At 62.6% G+C, this 15,693-nt stretch carries 22 protein-coding genes and 1 tRNA gene; 13 read left to right on the forward strand and 10 right to left on the reverse strand.

The genetic code is table 11. The features are described from left to right. The first annotated feature begins 172 nt into the window (after nucleotides 1-172). Complete coding sequence (locus U6958_RS19335) at nucleotides 173-1,201, forward strand: hypothetical protein (protein ID WP_143044615.1); 1,029 nt, start codon at nucleotides 173-175, stop codon at nucleotides 1,199-1,201. A 117-nt stretch (nucleotides 1,202-1,318) separates the two neighbouring features. On the opposite strand, the gene U6958_RS19340 is transcribed toward U6958_RS19335, so the two are convergent. From U6958_RS19340 to U6958_RS19365, 6 genes are read right to left on the reverse strand one after another with little or no spacing between them, the layout of a single operon-like run. Next, on the reverse strand, nucleotides 1,319-2,338 hold the full coding sequence (locus U6958_RS19340) for a hypothetical protein (protein WP_143044614.1): 1,020 nt from the start codon (nucleotides 2,336-2,338) through the stop codon (nucleotides 1,319-1,321). Between the two features lie 2 nt (nucleotides 2,339-2,340). Continuing rightward, the gene (locus U6958_RS19345) at nucleotides 2,341-2,820 is read right to left on the reverse strand and encodes a hypothetical protein (RefSeq protein ID WP_083393628.1); all 480 of its coding nucleotides are present in this window, start codon (nucleotides 2,818-2,820) and stop codon (nucleotides 2,341-2,343) included. Continuing rightward, nucleotides 2,817-4,247: a DnaB-like helicase C-terminal domain-containing protein gene (locus U6958_RS19350; protein WP_244160505.1), complete on the reverse strand. Its 1,431-nt coding sequence runs from the start codon at nucleotides 4,245-4,247 to the stop codon at nucleotides 2,817-2,819. The genes U6958_RS19345 and U6958_RS19350 overlap by 4 nt, the downstream gene beginning before the upstream one ends. After that, entirely contained in the window at nucleotides 4,247-4,936 is a 690-nt protein-coding gene (locus tag U6958_RS19355; RefSeq protein ID WP_074922867.1) for an ATP-binding protein, read from the reverse strand. Before U6958_RS19355 ends, U6958_RS19350 begins: the two co-directional genes overlap by 1 nt. Then, complete coding sequence (locus tag U6958_RS19360; RefSeq protein WP_167368416.1) at nucleotides 4,914-5,939, reverse strand: DUF1376 domain-containing protein; 1,026 nt, start codon at nucleotides 5,937-5,939, stop codon at nucleotides 4,914-4,916. The genes U6958_RS19355 and U6958_RS19360 overlap by 23 nt, the downstream gene beginning before the upstream one ends. 56 nt (nucleotides 5,940-5,995) lie before the next feature. Next, nucleotides 5,996-6,376 (reverse strand): hypothetical protein, encoded by a 381-nt coding sequence (locus U6958_RS19365; protein WP_074922865.1) that lies wholly within the window; start codon nucleotides 6,374-6,376, stop codon nucleotides 5,996-5,998. A 53-nt stretch (nucleotides 6,377-6,429) separates the two neighbouring features. On the opposite strand from U6958_RS19365, the gene U6958_RS19370 reads away from it, so the two are divergent. After that, a complete protein-coding gene (locus tag U6958_RS19370; protein WP_167368415.1) occupies nucleotides 6,430-6,681 on the forward strand; it encodes a hypothetical protein in 252 nt (83 codons plus the stop codon). A gap of 18 nt (nucleotides 6,682-6,699) precedes the next feature. Here U6958_RS19370 and U6958_RS19375 read toward each other — a convergent pair whose 3' ends face one another. Continuing rightward, on the reverse strand, nucleotides 6,700-6,951 hold the full coding sequence (locus U6958_RS19375; protein ID WP_074922864.1) for a helix-turn-helix transcriptional regulator: 252 nt from the start codon (nucleotides 6,949-6,951) through the stop codon (nucleotides 6,700-6,702). On the opposite strand from U6958_RS19375, the gene U6958_RS19380 reads away from it, so the two are divergent. From U6958_RS19380 to U6958_RS19400, 5 genes are all read left to right on the forward strand, one after another. After that, nucleotides 6,932-7,585: a hypothetical protein gene (locus U6958_RS19380; RefSeq protein ID WP_143044612.1), complete on the forward strand. Its 654-nt coding sequence runs from the start codon at nucleotides 6,932-6,934 to the stop codon at nucleotides 7,583-7,585. The genes U6958_RS19375 and U6958_RS19380 overlap by 20 nt on opposite strands. 96 nt (nucleotides 7,586-7,681) lie before the next feature. Beyond that, nucleotides 7,682-8,344, forward strand: coding sequence for a hypothetical protein (locus U6958_RS19385; RefSeq protein ID WP_244160504.1), 663 nt, complete (start codon nucleotides 7,682-7,684; stop codon nucleotides 8,342-8,344). A gap of 15 nt (nucleotides 8,345-8,359) precedes the next feature. Continuing rightward, nucleotides 8,360-8,878, forward strand: a complete 519-nt coding sequence (locus tag U6958_RS19390; RefSeq protein WP_074922862.1) for a hypothetical protein — start codon at nucleotides 8,360-8,362, stop codon at nucleotides 8,876-8,878. Nucleotides 8,879-8,887: 9 nt separating this feature from the next. Then, on the forward strand, nucleotides 8,888-9,649 hold the full coding sequence (locus U6958_RS19395) for a hypothetical protein (RefSeq protein ID WP_074922861.1): 762 nt from the start codon (nucleotides 8,888-8,890) through the stop codon (nucleotides 9,647-9,649). 7 nt (nucleotides 9,650-9,656) lie between these two features. After that, nucleotides 9,657-9,878 (forward strand): hypothetical protein, encoded by a 222-nt coding sequence (locus U6958_RS19400; RefSeq protein ID WP_074922860.1) that lies wholly within the window; start codon nucleotides 9,657-9,659, stop codon nucleotides 9,876-9,878. A 410-nt stretch (nucleotides 9,879-10,288) separates the two neighbouring features. On the opposite strand, the gene U6958_RS19405 is transcribed toward U6958_RS19400, so the two are convergent. After that, complete coding sequence (locus U6958_RS19405; RefSeq protein WP_074922859.1) at nucleotides 10,289-10,879, reverse strand: Arc family DNA-binding protein; 591 nt, start codon at nucleotides 10,877-10,879, stop codon at nucleotides 10,289-10,291. Between the two features lie 85 nt (nucleotides 10,880-10,964). Here U6958_RS19405 and U6958_RS19410 point away from each other — a divergent pair, with 85 nt between their 5' ends. From U6958_RS19410 to U6958_RS19425, 4 genes are all read left to right on the forward strand, one after another. After that, nucleotides 10,965-11,129, forward strand: a complete 165-nt coding sequence (locus U6958_RS19410; RefSeq protein ID WP_083393626.1) for an Arc family DNA-binding protein — start codon at nucleotides 10,965-10,967, stop codon at nucleotides 11,127-11,129. Between the two features lie 110 nt (nucleotides 11,130-11,239). Beyond that, nucleotides 11,240-12,379 (forward strand): hypothetical protein, encoded by a 1,140-nt coding sequence (locus U6958_RS19415; RefSeq protein ID WP_074922858.1) that lies wholly within the window; start codon nucleotides 11,240-11,242, stop codon nucleotides 12,377-12,379. Then, the gene (locus tag U6958_RS19420) at nucleotides 12,376-13,074 is read left to right on the forward strand and encodes a hypothetical protein (protein ID WP_143044611.1); all 699 of its coding nucleotides are present in this window, start codon (nucleotides 12,376-12,378) and stop codon (nucleotides 13,072-13,074) included. Before U6958_RS19415 ends, U6958_RS19420 begins: the two co-directional genes overlap by 4 nt. Beyond that, the gene (locus U6958_RS19425; protein ID WP_074922856.1) at nucleotides 13,067-13,774 is read left to right on the forward strand and encodes a hypothetical protein; all 708 of its coding nucleotides are present in this window, start codon (nucleotides 13,067-13,069) and stop codon (nucleotides 13,772-13,774) included. The genes U6958_RS19420 and U6958_RS19425 overlap by 8 nt, the downstream gene beginning before the upstream one ends. 41 nt (nucleotides 13,775-13,815) lie before the next feature. On the opposite strand, the gene U6958_RS19430 is transcribed toward U6958_RS19425, so the two are convergent. Continuing rightward, complete coding sequence (locus tag U6958_RS19430) at nucleotides 13,816-14,109, reverse strand: hypothetical protein (protein WP_143044610.1); 294 nt, start codon at nucleotides 14,107-14,109, stop codon at nucleotides 13,816-13,818. Between the two features lie 143 nt (nucleotides 14,110-14,252). On the opposite strand from U6958_RS19430, the gene U6958_RS19435 reads away from it, so the two are divergent. Beyond that, nucleotides 14,253-14,489 (forward strand): hypothetical protein, encoded by a 237-nt coding sequence (locus U6958_RS19435; protein WP_074922854.1) that lies wholly within the window; start codon nucleotides 14,253-14,255, stop codon nucleotides 14,487-14,489. Next, on the forward strand, nucleotides 14,489-15,526 hold the full coding sequence (locus U6958_RS19440; protein ID WP_074922853.1) for a tyrosine-type recombinase/integrase: 1,038 nt from the start codon (nucleotides 14,489-14,491) through the stop codon (nucleotides 15,524-15,526). The genes U6958_RS19435 and U6958_RS19440 overlap by 1 nt, the downstream gene beginning before the upstream one ends. Nucleotides 15,527-15,598: 72 nt before the next feature. Here the strand turns inward: U6958_RS19440 and U6958_RS19445 are convergent. After that, a tRNA-Lys gene (locus tag U6958_RS19445) sits at nucleotides 15,599-15,674 on the reverse strand. Between the last annotated feature and the right edge of the window lie 19 nt (nucleotides 15,675-15,693).

Genomic DNA, 15,693 nt, shown 5'->3' on the forward strand with positions numbered 1-15,693 from the left:
TCCCCGCCCAGTCTATGCTGGCCGGTGCTGAGCACTCTTGGTGGGAGGCATTCGAGGAGGAGGGGGTAACAGGGGGTTCCACAGCCACGATGTTTCCCGGCTTGGTAGCGGAATGGAAACCCCAGAGGGGTGATGACACAATGCGAAAACGCAGTCGCCACCAGAGGTAGGGATGATGGACTCAGAAAAGCCGAAACACGACGCAAGCGATACAGGCGCAATCACAAGCTTGGCCCAGCTTCAAGCGGCGCTGCAGAAGCACACCGTGCCCCTTGCGGTTGATCAAACGAAGGGTGTAGCGGATGTGCTGCGCGATGACGCCGCCACGCGACTGCCGGACCTTTTCACTGCGGCCTATCCATCCGAAAGCCATCGAGCTGCTTATGAAGAAGCGCTCAAAGGTGCTTTTGCCACTTTTGACCAGAGAAAGACAGTTTCAGAATTCATCACTCGGCAATTCGATACGGATGAGAGCAGGCGTAAGGCGCTCAAATCACTATCAGACCCCTTAAACCTAAAAAGTGCGGCAGCAACTGCATTCCAGACTTCGCTGCCCGGGTTCGATCCCGCGGAGACTTTTGAAAAGAAAGCGGCAGCGTTGTACGAAGCGCAGCATGGCTTAGAAAATCTTGGAAGAGTGGCAACGGGAAACACTCCAAAGGATGCTGCGGCCATGTTTGGTCTTCGCCCTGAAGACCACGCTGCGTTGACTGCAGATGAGCTTCTACGAAGCTCAAACTGGGCTGCGGGCCACGGCGCAGGCATCGCACCTTCCGAATGGGCTGATGCGATAACTGGTGCGGCCCTATCCAAAAATGCAGCCGATATCTTCAATGATCAACATCTAAACAGTCCAGAGGCGATCCAGAAAGCAGCCGATCAAATGCTCTCGGCCATCACTGATGTGCCAGCTTTAGATTCAAAAGAATTTCAAGTCAAGCGCGAGGCCGATTTCATTCAGCAGCAGATGGATCACGCCAAATACGTAGAAGAAACCATCCACAAGCCCCAGCGCGAAAGAGTGCGGCGGGAACAGGAGCAATTGGCGCTATTGCGTCGCAGTGTGGAAATCTCAGAAGAACAGGTTGCAGAGGCCAAAGCAGATGCAAGCAAAGCCCAAAGCAATGTTCGGATATCACTGTGGATAGCCTTCGCTTCGCTCTTGGTTTCTGCGTGGCAGTTTTTGAAAGACTATTTTTAGCACCCCGGCCGCACAGCAGTAGGCATACCTCTTCAGCGGCTCCCCTTGTGCCAGTAGCCAAGCGAGGCTCCGATGCGCGAGGCTGGTGCCAGACGGGGCACGTTGTGCCCCGCTGACTCAGATCTTTCCGGCCTTCGCCAGCCGATTCAGAAATGTCGCCTTGCCAGGATCGATCCCCGGGATGCGCCGGTTCGTGCGCTCCAAGGTTACAGCGGACTTCGTTCGACCAGTTCTCCGGCCGATCTCCGCGTCCGAAAGCTTGCCGAACAGCGCTATTTCCTCCGGCGTCCACGGCCTGCGCTTGGCAAAAGCAGTGATCCCGTGAGCCTTTCTCACCTTGTAGACTGCATGCAAGCTCACTCCCAACTCCCGGCCAATCTGCGAGTCTGGCTTGGTTCCCAGAATCTCCAGGCTTTCCTCAGCCTTCGCCTTCGGCCGCCCCAGGCTGGGTATGCCTCTTTTTTTTCGAGCGCGAATAACCGCATTCACAGATTTACCAACTAATAGAGCAATTCGGCTATCCGGGATAACTCCCAACTGCTCCAATACCGCATCCACCCAGGTGTCCGATTTCCAAGGCGCAATTCCCCTGCTTCGACGTGCGTAGGCGACAGTGTCTTCTTTGAGTCCAATTTGCTTGCTTATTTCAAAATCTGGAGCTGTCCCAAGCAAGGCAACCATTTCCGCAGTCCACTGGCATCTTCCCTGATTTGCAGGTATCCCCAAGCTCTCCCGTTTCGCCTTTACTGTCCTTCTGTTGGCACCGATCAATCTTCCTAACTTAGCATCGGACATCTTGCCGAGCAATTCAATGAAATCAGGAGTCCATTTATCACTCAATCGCTCATATGGCGGAATGCCCAGCATCCGCCTCTTCATATTCACAATGTACCGGCCCACGCCCAACTTCTTTGCGATCTCGATCTCTGGCTCTTTCCCCAGCAAAGCTATCATTTCAGAAGTCCAAAATTCATCCACCGCCGGCTTACTGTGTATTTGGCTAGGTGGAATATTTCTGGCATTCCGCTCAACAAAAACTGTCCTGGCAGATAACCCCACCCTATAAGCCACCTTCTCATCGCTCATAGTGCCGAGTAATGCAATCTCTTCGGGCGTCCACAGATGATTTCTACCCATTTTTATTCTCCCTGACGATCGCGCTTGATCTTCTTCAAATCACGCATTACCTCGTTTAGAAGCATATTTACGTTTTCCCCAGCTTGGATATTGCTCAGCTGCATCGCATCCCCGGCAAGCCGAGTGGCAAGTGCCCTGCGCTCGCGTGGGTAAACTCTCGCAACCAGCTCCCCGATTTCGATAACTGATGTGCCGTCTGGAAGGTCTGTCACCGACACTGCGCGCGGCTCCGGCGGAGGTTCACACGGCACGTAAACGCCCGCCCGCACCCGGCGGAGCGTGCCGTCGTCGCTCACCATTCGGCTGACGTGATCGTCGATGACGTGATAGGACAGGCCTGTCAGCTCCATCAGCGTCTCGCGTGTAACCACCTGGTTCTGCTGAACCAACTCCTCGATCGTGTCCAGTATTCGTTGCCGCGTGGGATGCGTTGGGCGCGCAGGCTTTTGCGCGTCAGCAGGATGGGAAGGGGTCCTGGTCATGGTTGCTCCTTTTCGCGGTCTTGCCAGTGCTTGGAAACAGGTGTGGACGGCCCGCCGGCCATGCGGCGCGGCAGAGGCTCGTCCCAATCGGTGATGTGCTGGTGGCGGCCGATGAACCGCAGCGGCACCAGGCCCTGGGGGCCATTGCGGTGCGCCACGATCTCCAGCTCGCTGTAGCCCTGCAGCTCGGGCAGGCGTTTGCTCTGCGGGTGCGCCCAGTCCGTGAACAGCAGCGCGATCTGGTCGGCTGCAGCCTCGATGGCGCCCGACTCGCGCAGGTGGGACATGTTGGGCCGGCCATAGGCCTCGTCGGCCTTGCGGTTCATCTGGCTCAGCACCACGGCCGCCATGTCCAGGTCCATGGCCAGGTCCTTGATGCCGTTCACGATCAGGTCCAAGTCGCGCGAGCGGTTGTCCTTCTCGGATGCCGCCATGCGCTGGAGGAAGTCCACGAAGATCACGTCCAGGCCGGCCTCGCGCTTGACCTTGAGGGCCTTGCGCCGGATGTCACCCAGCGTGAGGCTGGTCTGGTCGTCGTGGTGCAGGTGCAGCTGCTCCAGGTGGTGGGCAGCAGCCGTCACCGCTGGCCACATGTCCGCGTCCTCGGGATCCGCAGCCAGGATGCGGCTCAGGTCGAAGGCAGCGGCCGCCGCCGTGTGCCGGTGCATCAGTTGCGCAATGGGCATCTCCTGGCTCAGGAACAACACGCTCTGGCGCTGGGCCAGGTGGCGGGCGATGGCCAGGGCCAGCGCGGTCTTTCCGTGCTTGGGGCGCGCGCCCAGCACCAGGAGCTCGCCGCGGCGCAGGCCGCCGTTCAGCAGCTTGTCCAGGCCTCGGATGCCCGTGGCCATGGCCGGGTTGCCCCCGTCGCTCAGTTGCTGCAGCAGCACCAGGTACTCGGTCACCGAATCGCTGATGCGCCTGGGGTCGCGCCGGCCCCGGCTGGTGGCCAGTTGGGCCAGCAGCATCTGGGCCTTGTCGATCTCGGTCGCCGCCAGTGCCCCCGGCTCCATGGCCGCGTCCACCATGGCCGTGCCGGCCTGGATCAGCTGCCGCAGGCGGTGCTGGTCCAGGATCTCGTCGGCGTAGCGCCGCATGCTGGCCTGGCCCGGCAGGAACTGAGCGAGGTCGGTCAGCTGCGGCAGCGTGGTGTCTGCCGCCTGGCGCCGCAGCTCCTCGAAGACCGACACCGGATCCGTGGGCGCGCCGGCCGTGGCCAGGGCCCTGACGGCACGGAACACCTCGCGGTGCATGGGCGCGTAGAACGCCATGGCGTCCAGCTCAGGCAGCGCTGCCCACGCCTCCGGGTCCAGCATCAGGCCGCCCAGAAGCGCGGCTTCCGACGCCACGCTGGCAGGCATGCGGCGCTCGGTGGGACGACTGCGCAATTCTGCGCGGTCCTGCTCGTCGGGTGGAAACTCGTCCATCAGCATTCGACAGCGCCCCCGCGGTGGCTGGGCCAGTTGCACTTCAGCGACCTCGCCCCTTCGCGCAGCCGGTCAAACGAGCGCTCGCCGACCGAGGCCTTGATGTCGTTGATCGCCAGGTTGGACAGCAACACCGTGGGCCGCTGCATGGCGTAGCGACTGTCGATCACCTCGAACAGCTGCAGGCGCTCTGCGTCCGTGCCCATGCTGGCCCCGACTTCATCGATGACCAGCAGAGCATCGCTCCCGAGGCTGGCGATCAGTTCGCTCTCAGTCTCCGGCCGGTCCCAGGAACTGGCCTGGAACCCGCTGCTGCCCCACGTAGCGCGCAGCATGCGCACGATCTGCCGGCTGCTGAGGATCCGGGCGCCCAGATCGCGCTCTTGGATGACGTGGTTCACCATGGCGCAGCCGAGGTGGGTCTTGCCAGTGCCCACCGGGCCGATCATCCACAGGCCACCACCCGAGCGGAAGTCGTTCTCCTCGGCGAACTTGCGGCACGCGGCCAGCACGTCTGCCTGGCCGGGATGGAACGGGCGATAGTTGGCAAACGAGCACTCCAGCATCCGGCCCACTAGGCCACTGCGGGCCATCCGGCTGCTCAGCCGGTCCTTTCGCTCTGCCTCTTTTTGCTCACGCATCGCTGCGGCAATGCGCTCATCGCGCTCATGCTGGAATTGATCCGTCATCGGGGACACCTTGGTCGTAGTAATCGCTGTGTTCATGGGTAAAGCCGCTGTGGCGGCCGGCATTGCTTCGGGGCTGGCCGTGGCCACCAGACGGTGCGCGGCCGCTTCCCTCCCGGTTGGCGTACCAGCCGGCGTTGAACCCCTGCCAACCAGCGGAGCAGGAGTAAGCGATGGCGTCGTTCAGCGAAAGGCCGGCCGCTTTCGCTTCTTTGGCAATGCCCTCCAGGGCGATGTCGGTGAGCGGGGCGCGTTTGGCCTTGCGTTGGGCCAGAAATGCGTTCCAGACTCGTTCTTCAACGTCGTCGGGTCGTGTCGCCTCTGCGCTGCTGCGCTTGCGTGCTCCGTCGCCCGCAGACGCGCCTTGCCTGGAGACGCGGGATGGAGGGGCCGTACCGTCAGGTACGGGAGGTATTAACTCTCCCTGTCTCTCTCCCTGTCCCTGTCCCTCTCCCTTATTAGCCGTCTCATGTGCGTCTCTGGTAGACGGTGCATGAGACGCTTTGGTAGACGGTTGAGCGTCTACATGACCGTCTACATGTAGTGAGATGAGACGTTCAAGTTCGGTCTTTGATGCATTGGCGGGAGGCGTCACGCCAGCGTCTCGCAGCCGGGCGGACAGTTCCTTGAGCTGCTCTCGCCAGCGCTGCTGGCGGGACTTCTTGGCATCCACGCCTTCCATGTGAACCTGCCGGCCGTCCCAGGCCTGGACCGCCAAGTCAGCGATCACGGGGTGATAGAGGCGGCCGTCTGAGCACTTCACCCAGCCGCGCATGGCCATGTCGCGCACCTTCTTCCAGCTGCGCGATCCGGACAGGGCCTCGAGCAGGCGCTCATCACTGGGCAGGCTGCCGCCGGGGATCTGGTTCCAGCTCTTGCACCACAGGGCCACAGCAGCCTTGAACTCATCCCCGGTGCTGAGCAAAAACAGGTCGGAGTCGAGCAGGCGCCCGGTCTCCAGGGGCATCCATGGCAGGCCGCGCAGGTTGCAGTCGGGCGGCGTCATGGGTGGGGGTAGATCTGTGCTCATCGTTTTCGAGCTCCCTTTTTCCGAGCCATCCCTCATTCAGAAACACCCGCCTGTTTCAGCAGGGCCTGGATCTGCGGGGCCAGCTTGGCCAAGGCTGCGAGTGCCTCGCGCTGCTTCACCCTGGGGTCAGCACAGAATTTCTGCACCAGATAGAGAACCGGTTGCACATCACCTGTGGAATGGATGTAGGCCTCCAAGTCATGCACCGTGAAGCGGCGCGGATCATCAGGGTTGTTGGCCAGCTTGCGTGACAGGTCAGAGGGGCTCACATCCATGTCGGCCGCGATAGTCTTCAGAGGCTTGCGGTGGCTGTACGCTCCAGCCCTGACCACCTCCAGCATGGTGGAATAGCGCTCGGACAGACCGTCAGGAATTTCGAGCTCTACGGGGCTAGTGGAAACTTGCGGATTCATTGTTTGCACTACTTTCCTGTAGGAAAAACGGGCGAAAAAAAACAATGGAGGCCATGAACACATCACGCCCCATCCATGCGAATTCGCCGGCAGCGCCGACGCCCTTCCACCGCTCCAGCCACACCGTATTGCGGGAGAACATCAACCCAGAAACCGGACGACGCATGCAGGTCATGACGACCTCGCGTCTGGAATTGGCTTGGGCCAGCGGGGAACTGGTGATCACGGCCGGGGGTGGGCGTGTCGTTGTGGATGCCGAAGCAGAACTGCGACGCGCAAAGAGACCGCCGCAAGCACGGTCCTGAAAACGGGAGGTACACAACTCAGTCACAGGCAGCACCTGCGACCACCGCCTCCATGCGGTAGGAGGGGAGCGGAAGGTCGCCGTAGACGTGATCGAACGTCAGCCTGCATCCTTTGGTCGCAGCGAACTCAATGAGCTTCTCAGCTCGTTTGCGCGGGAGATCTCTCCCACTCTCGTAGGCCGCGATCCCTCCTTGCACGCAACCGAGGGCTTGGCCAAGCACCGTTTGTGTCACGCCAAGGTGCTGGCGGATGAGTTTCAGTCTGGTCATGCAGCAAATTATCACTGATACCAATAAAAAACACCACCTTCAGTGTTTTGAAAAACCACTGATCAGCAGGATCATCACGACCATGGAAACTGAAACATCAAGGACGCAGCGCGGTGCGCTGCAAAAAGAAGAGGCCGCCAAGCTACGCGCCATCTGGGATGCGACGCCCAACCGCCCCAGCCAGGCCGAGTTCGGGGAGCTCTACAACATCGGCGGGCAGAGCGCGGTTGGAAATTTTTTGAACGGCACTTCGCCGCTGAGCCTCAAGGCAGCTACTGGCTTCGCCAAAGGCTTGGGCGTTGCGATACGTGATTTCAGCCCTCGACTCGCTGCGGAGGTTCAAGCCATCGCTCAGACGTTGCAGAGCAGTGTGCCGGCTGGAAGCCCTGTCGCACGGGAAGCGCTCACCTCTTCACCGTCTTCGGGAAAAAGGAAGTACATGGTTGCGATACACGATGCAACCACAGAGGAGCAGATTGGAATGGTGCTGCTTCAGGCCGGAGGCTTGTCAGAAGCACATGACCGAGGCGTGCGCTTGATCCAGAAGCACCAAGGCACCCTTCACATTGACATTGAAGAAGTTCAGACCGTTGTCTTTGAACTGTTCTCGCTGAGGCCAGCGCGATGGGACTGAAATTTATCCCTCAAAAATCACCAACAGTGTTGCATTGATAAACACTTGATGTGATACTTCGCCTCGACGCCCACTTCACGGGCGTATGGAGCGAAGATGTCCCCCACAGAGATCGCCGCCCTCCTCAAGGCGGCTCCCGAACGGCACGGCCAGCAATGCATGCTGGCAGCTGATGCAATCCAAGGTCGTCGCTGGCCGACTGCGGCCGCCCTGCTCAGGACCCAGGCAACGATGGTCCAGGAATGGGCTGATCAAGCCCGCGTCCTGGCCACCTGGTGCGAAGCAGAGGCCGAAAGCGGCCGCGTGCATTCCACCGTACCCACGGCGCTGGAATGCCATGCCCCGGCAGACCTGCTGGGCCCGGCCGGAGCCCCCACCCTCGAATCCCTGGAAGCCGGCTTGCTGGCCTTGGCGCATGGCCTGGGCCGCGAGCACGCCGCCCGCGTCCGCCGCGCAATGAACGGCGTGCTGCAGGCCGCCCACGCCCCCGCTGCTCTGCCGCCCCAAGCCGCCCCAAGCCGCCGCGCTCGGCGCCGCGCTGGACAGCAGCAGCCTCGAACAGGCGGACCTGTCATGAGCCGCCAATCGATTCGCTGCCTCTGGCGCCTGATGGTCATGCGCCGCAGCACTGGCGCAGGCCCCATCGCGGCGCTGCGCTGGGCCGCCGGCCTGCTGTGGCGCAACCACCTGACCAGCCAGCGTCGAAAGCACCTGGACCGCCGCGCCGAGGTTGAGCGCGCCGCCCGTCAACGTCTCTAACTCCCAGGAGCTGCAATGCCCGAAGCAAAGCTCAACGTGGCCACCTGCCCCGGCCACCCCACCCTGCTCACATCCTTCACAGCCGACGGTCCTGTCATGGCGCTGGACCTGGCCACCGTGCCGCGCGAGATCTTGGAGCGCATCACTGCACGCGCTCTGAGCGTGGAAGCCGAATGGCAGAGCGGCTCGATCACGACCGAATACCTGGGCGGGAAGGCCGCGCTGGAATGCCTCACCATCGCCGCGAATGCGCTGGACCAGCACTTCCTGCCACTGGTGCCGCGCGTCCGCGACCTGGCGTCCCACGGCATGACCTTCGAGGCCGAGGGGCAGACCTATCCCGTCATCCGTGGCGGCGAGGTGGTCTGCGTCGCCCAGACCGACCTTTCGCCCCTGGAGCTGGCCGCCGTCCGGTCATGGTTGCGGTTGAACGTAGCTGCCGCCACCGAGCGGTCTGTCACCTTTCAGCTGCGTCTGGAGCAGTTCGAGCGGGAAGGCCCAGCCCATCGCTGCCTGCAACCCACTCAGATTTGAAATCCGATCATGACCAAAAAGCCCATGTTCAAGCTGCACCCCGATGGCGAGCAGTACATCCTCAACCTCGCAGGGGTCGTGCTCATCTGCGGCAACACAATTTTCGGCGATCCAACCGAGACCACGCCTCAGGGACGCACCAACGCCATGCGATTGGTCGAGCGTTTCCTGCAGGAGGCCGAGAAGCGCGGCTTCAAGCACACCTCCACCGTGTGGGCGCTCATGCGTCGCAACACACCCAATCCGCGCCTGGCTAATTTGGTGCAGGAGGCAATGGGCCTGCTGCCGAACGATGTGCAAGTCCAGATCATCGCCAGCACAAAGGCGACGGCCAGCACTCCCGCGCCGGCCATTCAGTTGGTCACGGCAACGAGGCACCCGGGCCAGCATGAGCCCGAGACCAATCCGCATCTGCTGCGCCCCGGGCCTGATGGCATCGATCCTCGCTTCTGGGCCGCCGGCAACGAATTGAAGCGCATCGCTGAGGAGGAAGGTGAGGACGCGATCCACAAGCCAGAGCATGCCCATCTGTACGCCAAGATGCTCCGGTACGCGCCGAAGGATCTGCGCGCGGAAATGGAAGCCAAAGCCAACGAGTTGGGCATCATCCCCAAAGCCACGCACGTCAAGGCGGACGGTTCGCCGGTCTACTCGAAGGAGCAGTTGGCTGCAGCCCACGGGGTGAGCATCGAAGAAGTGGACCGCTTTCTCGCCCAGACCCAGATTGACCCGGACGACCTGTATGACGGCCCGGTGTTCCCGGTGCAGTGAGGCAACCATGGCGATTTCCACCACGGATCTTCTCCAGCGAGCCATCGCGTTCCACCTGCGTAAGCCTGGCGCCCAGCAGCCCGCGGCAGACCTCAGCGGCCCGGCCACAGCCGGCGGCTTCGACTACATCGTGCTGCGCAATCTGGGCGGCGTGCTGGCCGTCTACCACGTCATGACCCACAGCCGCACGCTCAAGCGCCTGCGCCGCTGGCCGAAGGCGGTGGAGTGATGGCAACCGTCATGATTTCCGTGATGGTTCCTGCACATGGCCCCGTTCTGGACCATGGTGTGGCTTCACGCCATGTGCGCAGACTTTTCGCCAATTTTGGCGAAAAGGTGCCGACCGCCTGTGACTCGCTCGAAGATAGCCGCACGCGCGTCCGAATTTCGGACGCGCTGGTGATGGTGCAGAACCACACCATCACCACCTTCGTCCGGAAAACGGACGAAGAGTGCCAAGGTCTGCCAGTTGGGCACTTCGTACGAAAAACGTACGAAGTGGGTTCCGATGAAATTCGTCGGAACACCCAGCAGCAGGCCATGGACCAAGCGTACGTTTTGCGTACGGCTGGGGTTCCCGGATTCGAGCCGGGAAACTGCACGACCCGAGGAGGCGACGAAATTCGTCGGCGCCTGCGGTCAGGCCTTGGGCTTGCGAGTCCGCTTCACAACAGGCGCCTGCTTCTCCGCACTGCTCGTATCCACCGCATTTCCGGACTCCACGATTTCATAGGGTGGAAGATGAGTTCTGCGACGGTATTCGTAGGTCGTTGCCTTGGGATGCGTGGGCGGCGACATGCCTTTGCTGGCGTACAGGCTGGCCACACCCGCGCGCCATATCGTTGTAGCGAAGTCGCGCAAGCTTTCGTCGTCTGCAGGCCGGCCCAGATCCTCCGCCAAGGAGGCCTGAATCTTCTCGAAGTCGGCATGGGCCACGGCGGAGGCCATAGCGGCGGTGCTCGCATCGGCCCCAGTCTCGTACCTGCGCTCATCGATGTAGGCAGCCAAGCGACCGATCACCCCTGTCAGGCGGATCCAGTCCATCACGCTGACTGCATCCAGGTTGGGAGCGAAGGATTCCTCCAAGCGCGCCGAGATCTCGGCGTTCATGGATCTCCCGTTGGCCTTCGCCGCGGCTTCGACTTTCGCCTTGAGCTCAGGGAGCATGCGCAGGCCCAGCGGGGCGATGCTTCCGGTGGGGGCGGTGGTGGTTTTGGGTGTGCGTGCCATAGCTACGCAGTGTAGTAAAAAATCGATTGCAGGCAATGGCTACAGCGCGTAATAATGACAGCGCGTAGCAATACAAGGAGGTTTGATGCAAGGAAATGGAAAGTTGGCACCGTCGCCGATCCGGCTACCGCAGCCCCTCAAGGACTGGCTGAAGCACCAGGCCATCGACAACCACCGCTCCTTCAACAGCGAGGTCTTGGCCCGCCTTGAGGAGAGCAGAGCCCGACAGGAGAAGGACACCATACAGTGACCGCCCCACACCCACCGCCCTGGCCGCAGCAGGCCACAAAAGGCGAAGCCCCGAAGCAGGTGAGAGCGCTTCAGGGCTTCTTGATCCCGAACCCTTACCAGGACTGAATCATGACCGAGATTATCGCGCGCCCAGCTACGGGCGCAAGGCCAAGCCACGCCCGCAAAAAGGCCAGGCCGGCGGAAACCACGCCCCCGCAGCCCACCAATGAGGCCGAAGCTCTGTGCCGCCAGGCAGTCGGCGTAGTCTCCACGCTTGTGGCGCGCGCTGCTGAAACCAGCAATATCCCGGCGCTTGCCCCGCCAGAATTTCTGGACGAGGCGGACTGCCTGCTGATGGAGATTCGCGACAACGGCGCAAAAACCCGTGGGCTGGTCGGTGCGCTGCAGCGGGCATACACCCTCCTGGACGGCGCGGCGTCGGAAACACCGGAGCGCTTGAGCACCGCTGTTGGACAAGCGGTGTTGGCCAGCTTGACCATCAGCAGCGCCCTGACCCTCACCAAGGCGCTGGAAACGGCTTACCAAGCAGGCGACCTACAGCGGCTGCGCGCACTGGGCACATACCAGGGCGCAATGGAGGTGGCAGTGCAAGGCCGTGCGGGAGCGTCGGCCGCGCCATCGCCCCACGCCCGCACGCAGGTCCATGAGTCCTTGGGCCAACTTGCCGCGCTGCTGAAACAGGCCGCGCGCACCGATGAACCCCACGCCCATAGCGGCGACTCCGACCGCCTACTGCGAATCGGAGGGGAACTCGCGGAGCGGGGGGCCGCTGCCGTGGGGACGCCCGACTGCGAAGACCTCGCCTTCGACATCGCCGCATGCGTCAGCGCATCCAGCCGCGTGCCAGGAGACACCCAGTCACCAAAGCGTGCGGAATTCATCAAGCTGGCAGCGGAAGTCCTGGCCGTCCTGGCCGATACGCCCATCACCGACATACTGAGGGCCGGGCTCGCCCAAAGCTCAAACCCCACGGCCAAGACAGGCCCGTCCATGCCGGGGCTGAACCTGGACCAGTTGCGGAAGGTCCTTGGACGTGTCGCGCGAGACGCCTCCACGTTGAACAATCTGCTCATGGCTGCCCAGGCCACTGATGACGGCACCATGCTGGCTTACTTGGTGGATGGAGCCCAGGCCCTGACCGAGAAAATCGGCGGAATGGCAGATCAAGCAGTTGAAGGCGATGTCATCGGGGACTATGACAGCTGGTTCTTCGGCCCCAACTTCGGCCAGCGTGGGGGTGCAGCATGATCACCGTCGCACAAAAGCCTAAGGCTCGCACGCAACAACCAGCCACGGCAACCCGGCCGGCAGCCGCATCCACCGCCCCAACCCGGACCCCGGCCAGCCTGTTGGCCGCGTTCATCAGCATGGGCGACTCCCTCGAAGTTTCAGCCAACACCTGGGCGCAGGCCGGTGGCCATCGTGATGCAGCCCGGCTCCTACTCACCGCGAAGGCGGACATCGAACACTTCGCCGAGCGCACCACCCACGCACAGGACATGGCTGGCGATTTCGCCCTGGATATCGCGGCCCTGATCAAGGCAGCTCGCCGTACTCCAGGCCCAGCAGCACCTGCCGAAGCCGCGAAGCTCTTGGATGAAGCCATGACCGATTTGGCCTGGATCGCGGACATGCCCGTGGCCGAGCTGATGGAAGACGCAGCACCATCAGCGGCGCAGCAGCAGGACCAGGAAGAACGCCTCAAGCTCGCACGCGGCGCCAACTACCAGATCGAGCGTCTGGCCCAGACCCTGATCCTGCTGGCTGACCAGCTGGACGCTGATGCACAGCCCGTCTTCCATGGAATGGCGGCTCGCATTGCCCAGCTCTCCGGGATCGTCTACTTCGCGGGCCAGCTCCACGGGGAAGACCCGGCCACCGTGGGCACCCCGCCCCAGCGCGACCTGCAGAGCGCCTTCGAGGGAGGGCTGCGCTGTGGCTGAAGCACGCAAACCCAAGAGCAGCGCCCAGGCCCTCCTGGCCACGGCGCCGCGCACGCTCAACGGAGCCGCCTGGCTGGAGCAGCATGAGGACCTGACCCACCACCTGCTGCACATGATGGCGCGCGCCCTGGCCAAGCCGGCTGGCCGTGCCACGGACGGAGCGCTGCAGCCCATTGCCCAGGCATACACGGCCCTGCGCGCGCACGCCAAGGAGGTGATGGGCGATGCAGTGCCCGTGGTGCTGGCCGCCGACGGCCGCCATGAAATCCCGTTCGAGAAGCTGTCCGAGGCTCGCGCCAAGGTGGCAGTGCTGCAGGCCGAGCTTCAGGCGGCGCACATCGCGGGCGCCCAGGCCCGGGATCTGCTGGCCATGGTGCAGTCCTGCATGGCTCAAGGCACGGAGCCTTCGGCCGAGCTGGTGGCCCGCATCCAGCAGGCCGTGAGCCAGACGGCCAGCACCACAGAACCACAGCCCGGCGAAGGCCAGGAAGCGGTCCAGGACCTGGTACGCGGGCTCGCCAGCCATGAGTTCAACGCCGGCAGGCAGGCCATGCGCACCGACATCATGTCGTTGCTGTCGCGCCGGCTGGGGGAAATGGCGGCCGCCTCGAAGCGTTACCCGCAAACAGCCGGCACGTTGAACCAGGCAGCCGGGGTGCTCAGGGTGGCACGCAAGCAGATCCAGGAGATTCAGCCATGACCTGTCTTTATGCAGGCCAGCCCCTGCACTCAGCCGGGAATTCAGTCGAATTCTTCAAAGTAACTGGTGGGCACGTCGATCACATGCGCGTAAGGAGCGCAGACTGGCCGGTACTGGAGCGCGACACTCAAGCGGATCGAGTCCAAGGCACGTTCGCGCTGCTCTTCGTTCGCGGCTTGGAAGCGCTCCCAGAAATCAGGCGGGAAAGAGGCAACGGTTCCGGATGCGCCATCTGCATCTTCAAATCTGAGGGAGCCTCGCACCCAGTTCATCGTCACGCCTTCCGCCTGCGCCCATTGAGCCAAGCGGGCAGTCAACAGCTGTTGTCCGTTCATTTGCATGATCTTGCTGTGGGGGACTCTGAAGTATGCGCGCGTAGGCATTCTCCTACCAGGGAAAAACCTGACGACAGCGCTTCATCAAGCCCGAGGCATCACCAAGTGTCGCCCCGGGCCAATGCTCAGGAGGCCTTGAAAACATGACTGCTGAAGCCATCACCACCAGCCTCTACCTGACCGAGGAAGAGATCGACGGCCTCTGCAAGCCCCTGAAACAGCGCTTCGCCCAGCGCCGGTACATCGAGCAGGTGCTGGGCCTCCCGATAGCCGGCATTCGTCCCGACGGGCTGCCCCTGGTGGGGCGCACCATGGTGGACGAAAAGCTCAACAACAAAAAGCCCTCCGCGTCCGAGCGCGGAGTCAAATGGAGTAAGTGATGGGTCGCAGAAGAGAGCGGGCATCAGGCTTCGGCCTGTTGCCCAGGATGGAAGCCAGGCCGCGCAAGAACGGGCTTGTCACCTACCGGTATCACCCCGTGGGTGGCAAGCCCATCAACCTGGGCACCGACCGCACGGCGGCCATGCAGGCCGTGCTGGAGATGAACCACGCGCCCAACTCCCAGGGCACGATCCGCGAGCTCTGGGACCTGTATCAGAAGACCGCCCGCTGGACGGCCTTGGCCGAGCGCACGAAGCAGGACTACGAGTCGTACAGCCTGAAGCTCATCGAGGTCATGGGCGAGGTGCCTGCCGCCGCGGTGCGCCCTACAGACATCGCCAGGTTCCTCCGCGTGGAGCGTGCAGACGCGCCCGTGCGGGGCAACCGAGAGATAGCCCTGCTCTCGAACCTGATGAACGTGGCCATCGAGCGCGGGCTGATCGACGCCAATCCATGCAAGCAGGTCAAGAAGAACAGCGAGCGGGCCCGGACGGAAGCGCCGGAGCCGGCCGAGCTGCGCGCATTCCTGGACTGGCTGGAGGCCGGCAGCCCAGCGCGCAAGACACTGGCCCTGATGGCGGAGTTTGCCGCCTTGGCTGGCTCGCGCCGCGTGGAGTTCCTGGCCCTGCAGGTGCCTCAGATCGACATGCAGGCCGGCGAGATCCGGCTGATGCGCGCAAAGCAGCACGGCGGCACCAAGCGTGCCGAGAACATCGCCATGGGCCCGGCCATGCTGGACCTGGCCAAGAGGCTACTGCAGCTGCCGCGTCCCGAGACATCGCTGCATGTCTTCATCAATCAGCACGGCAGCCCACTCACGGAATCGGGATTCACCACGGGCTGGCAGCGGGCCATGGTCGAAGCCCTGGAGACCAAGGTGATCAGCAGACGCTTCACCTTCCACGACCTGCGGGCGTACTACACGACCCAGCACAAGGCACGGTATGGTGCCCTGCCCGAGCTTCACGCCAGCTCGGCCACCACGGCCCGGGTCTACGACCGCTCGAAGGTCTCAAAACGGCAGTCCCTGGGCTGACCTCTATTCCCAAATTGGGAATAAAACAAAAGCCGCGCTACCTTTACGATAGCGCGGCTTCCGCGTGTTTGTTGGTGGGTCCTGCGAGATTCGAACTCGCGACCAACGGATTAAAAGTCCGCTGCTCTACCGACTGAGCTAAAGACCCGAACCACGCTTTGCATGCA

This window comes from Delftia lacustris (assembly GCF_040267515.1).
GTDB lineage: Bacteria > Pseudomonadota > Gammaproteobacteria > Burkholderiales > Burkholderiaceae_C > Comamonas > Comamonas tsuruhatensis.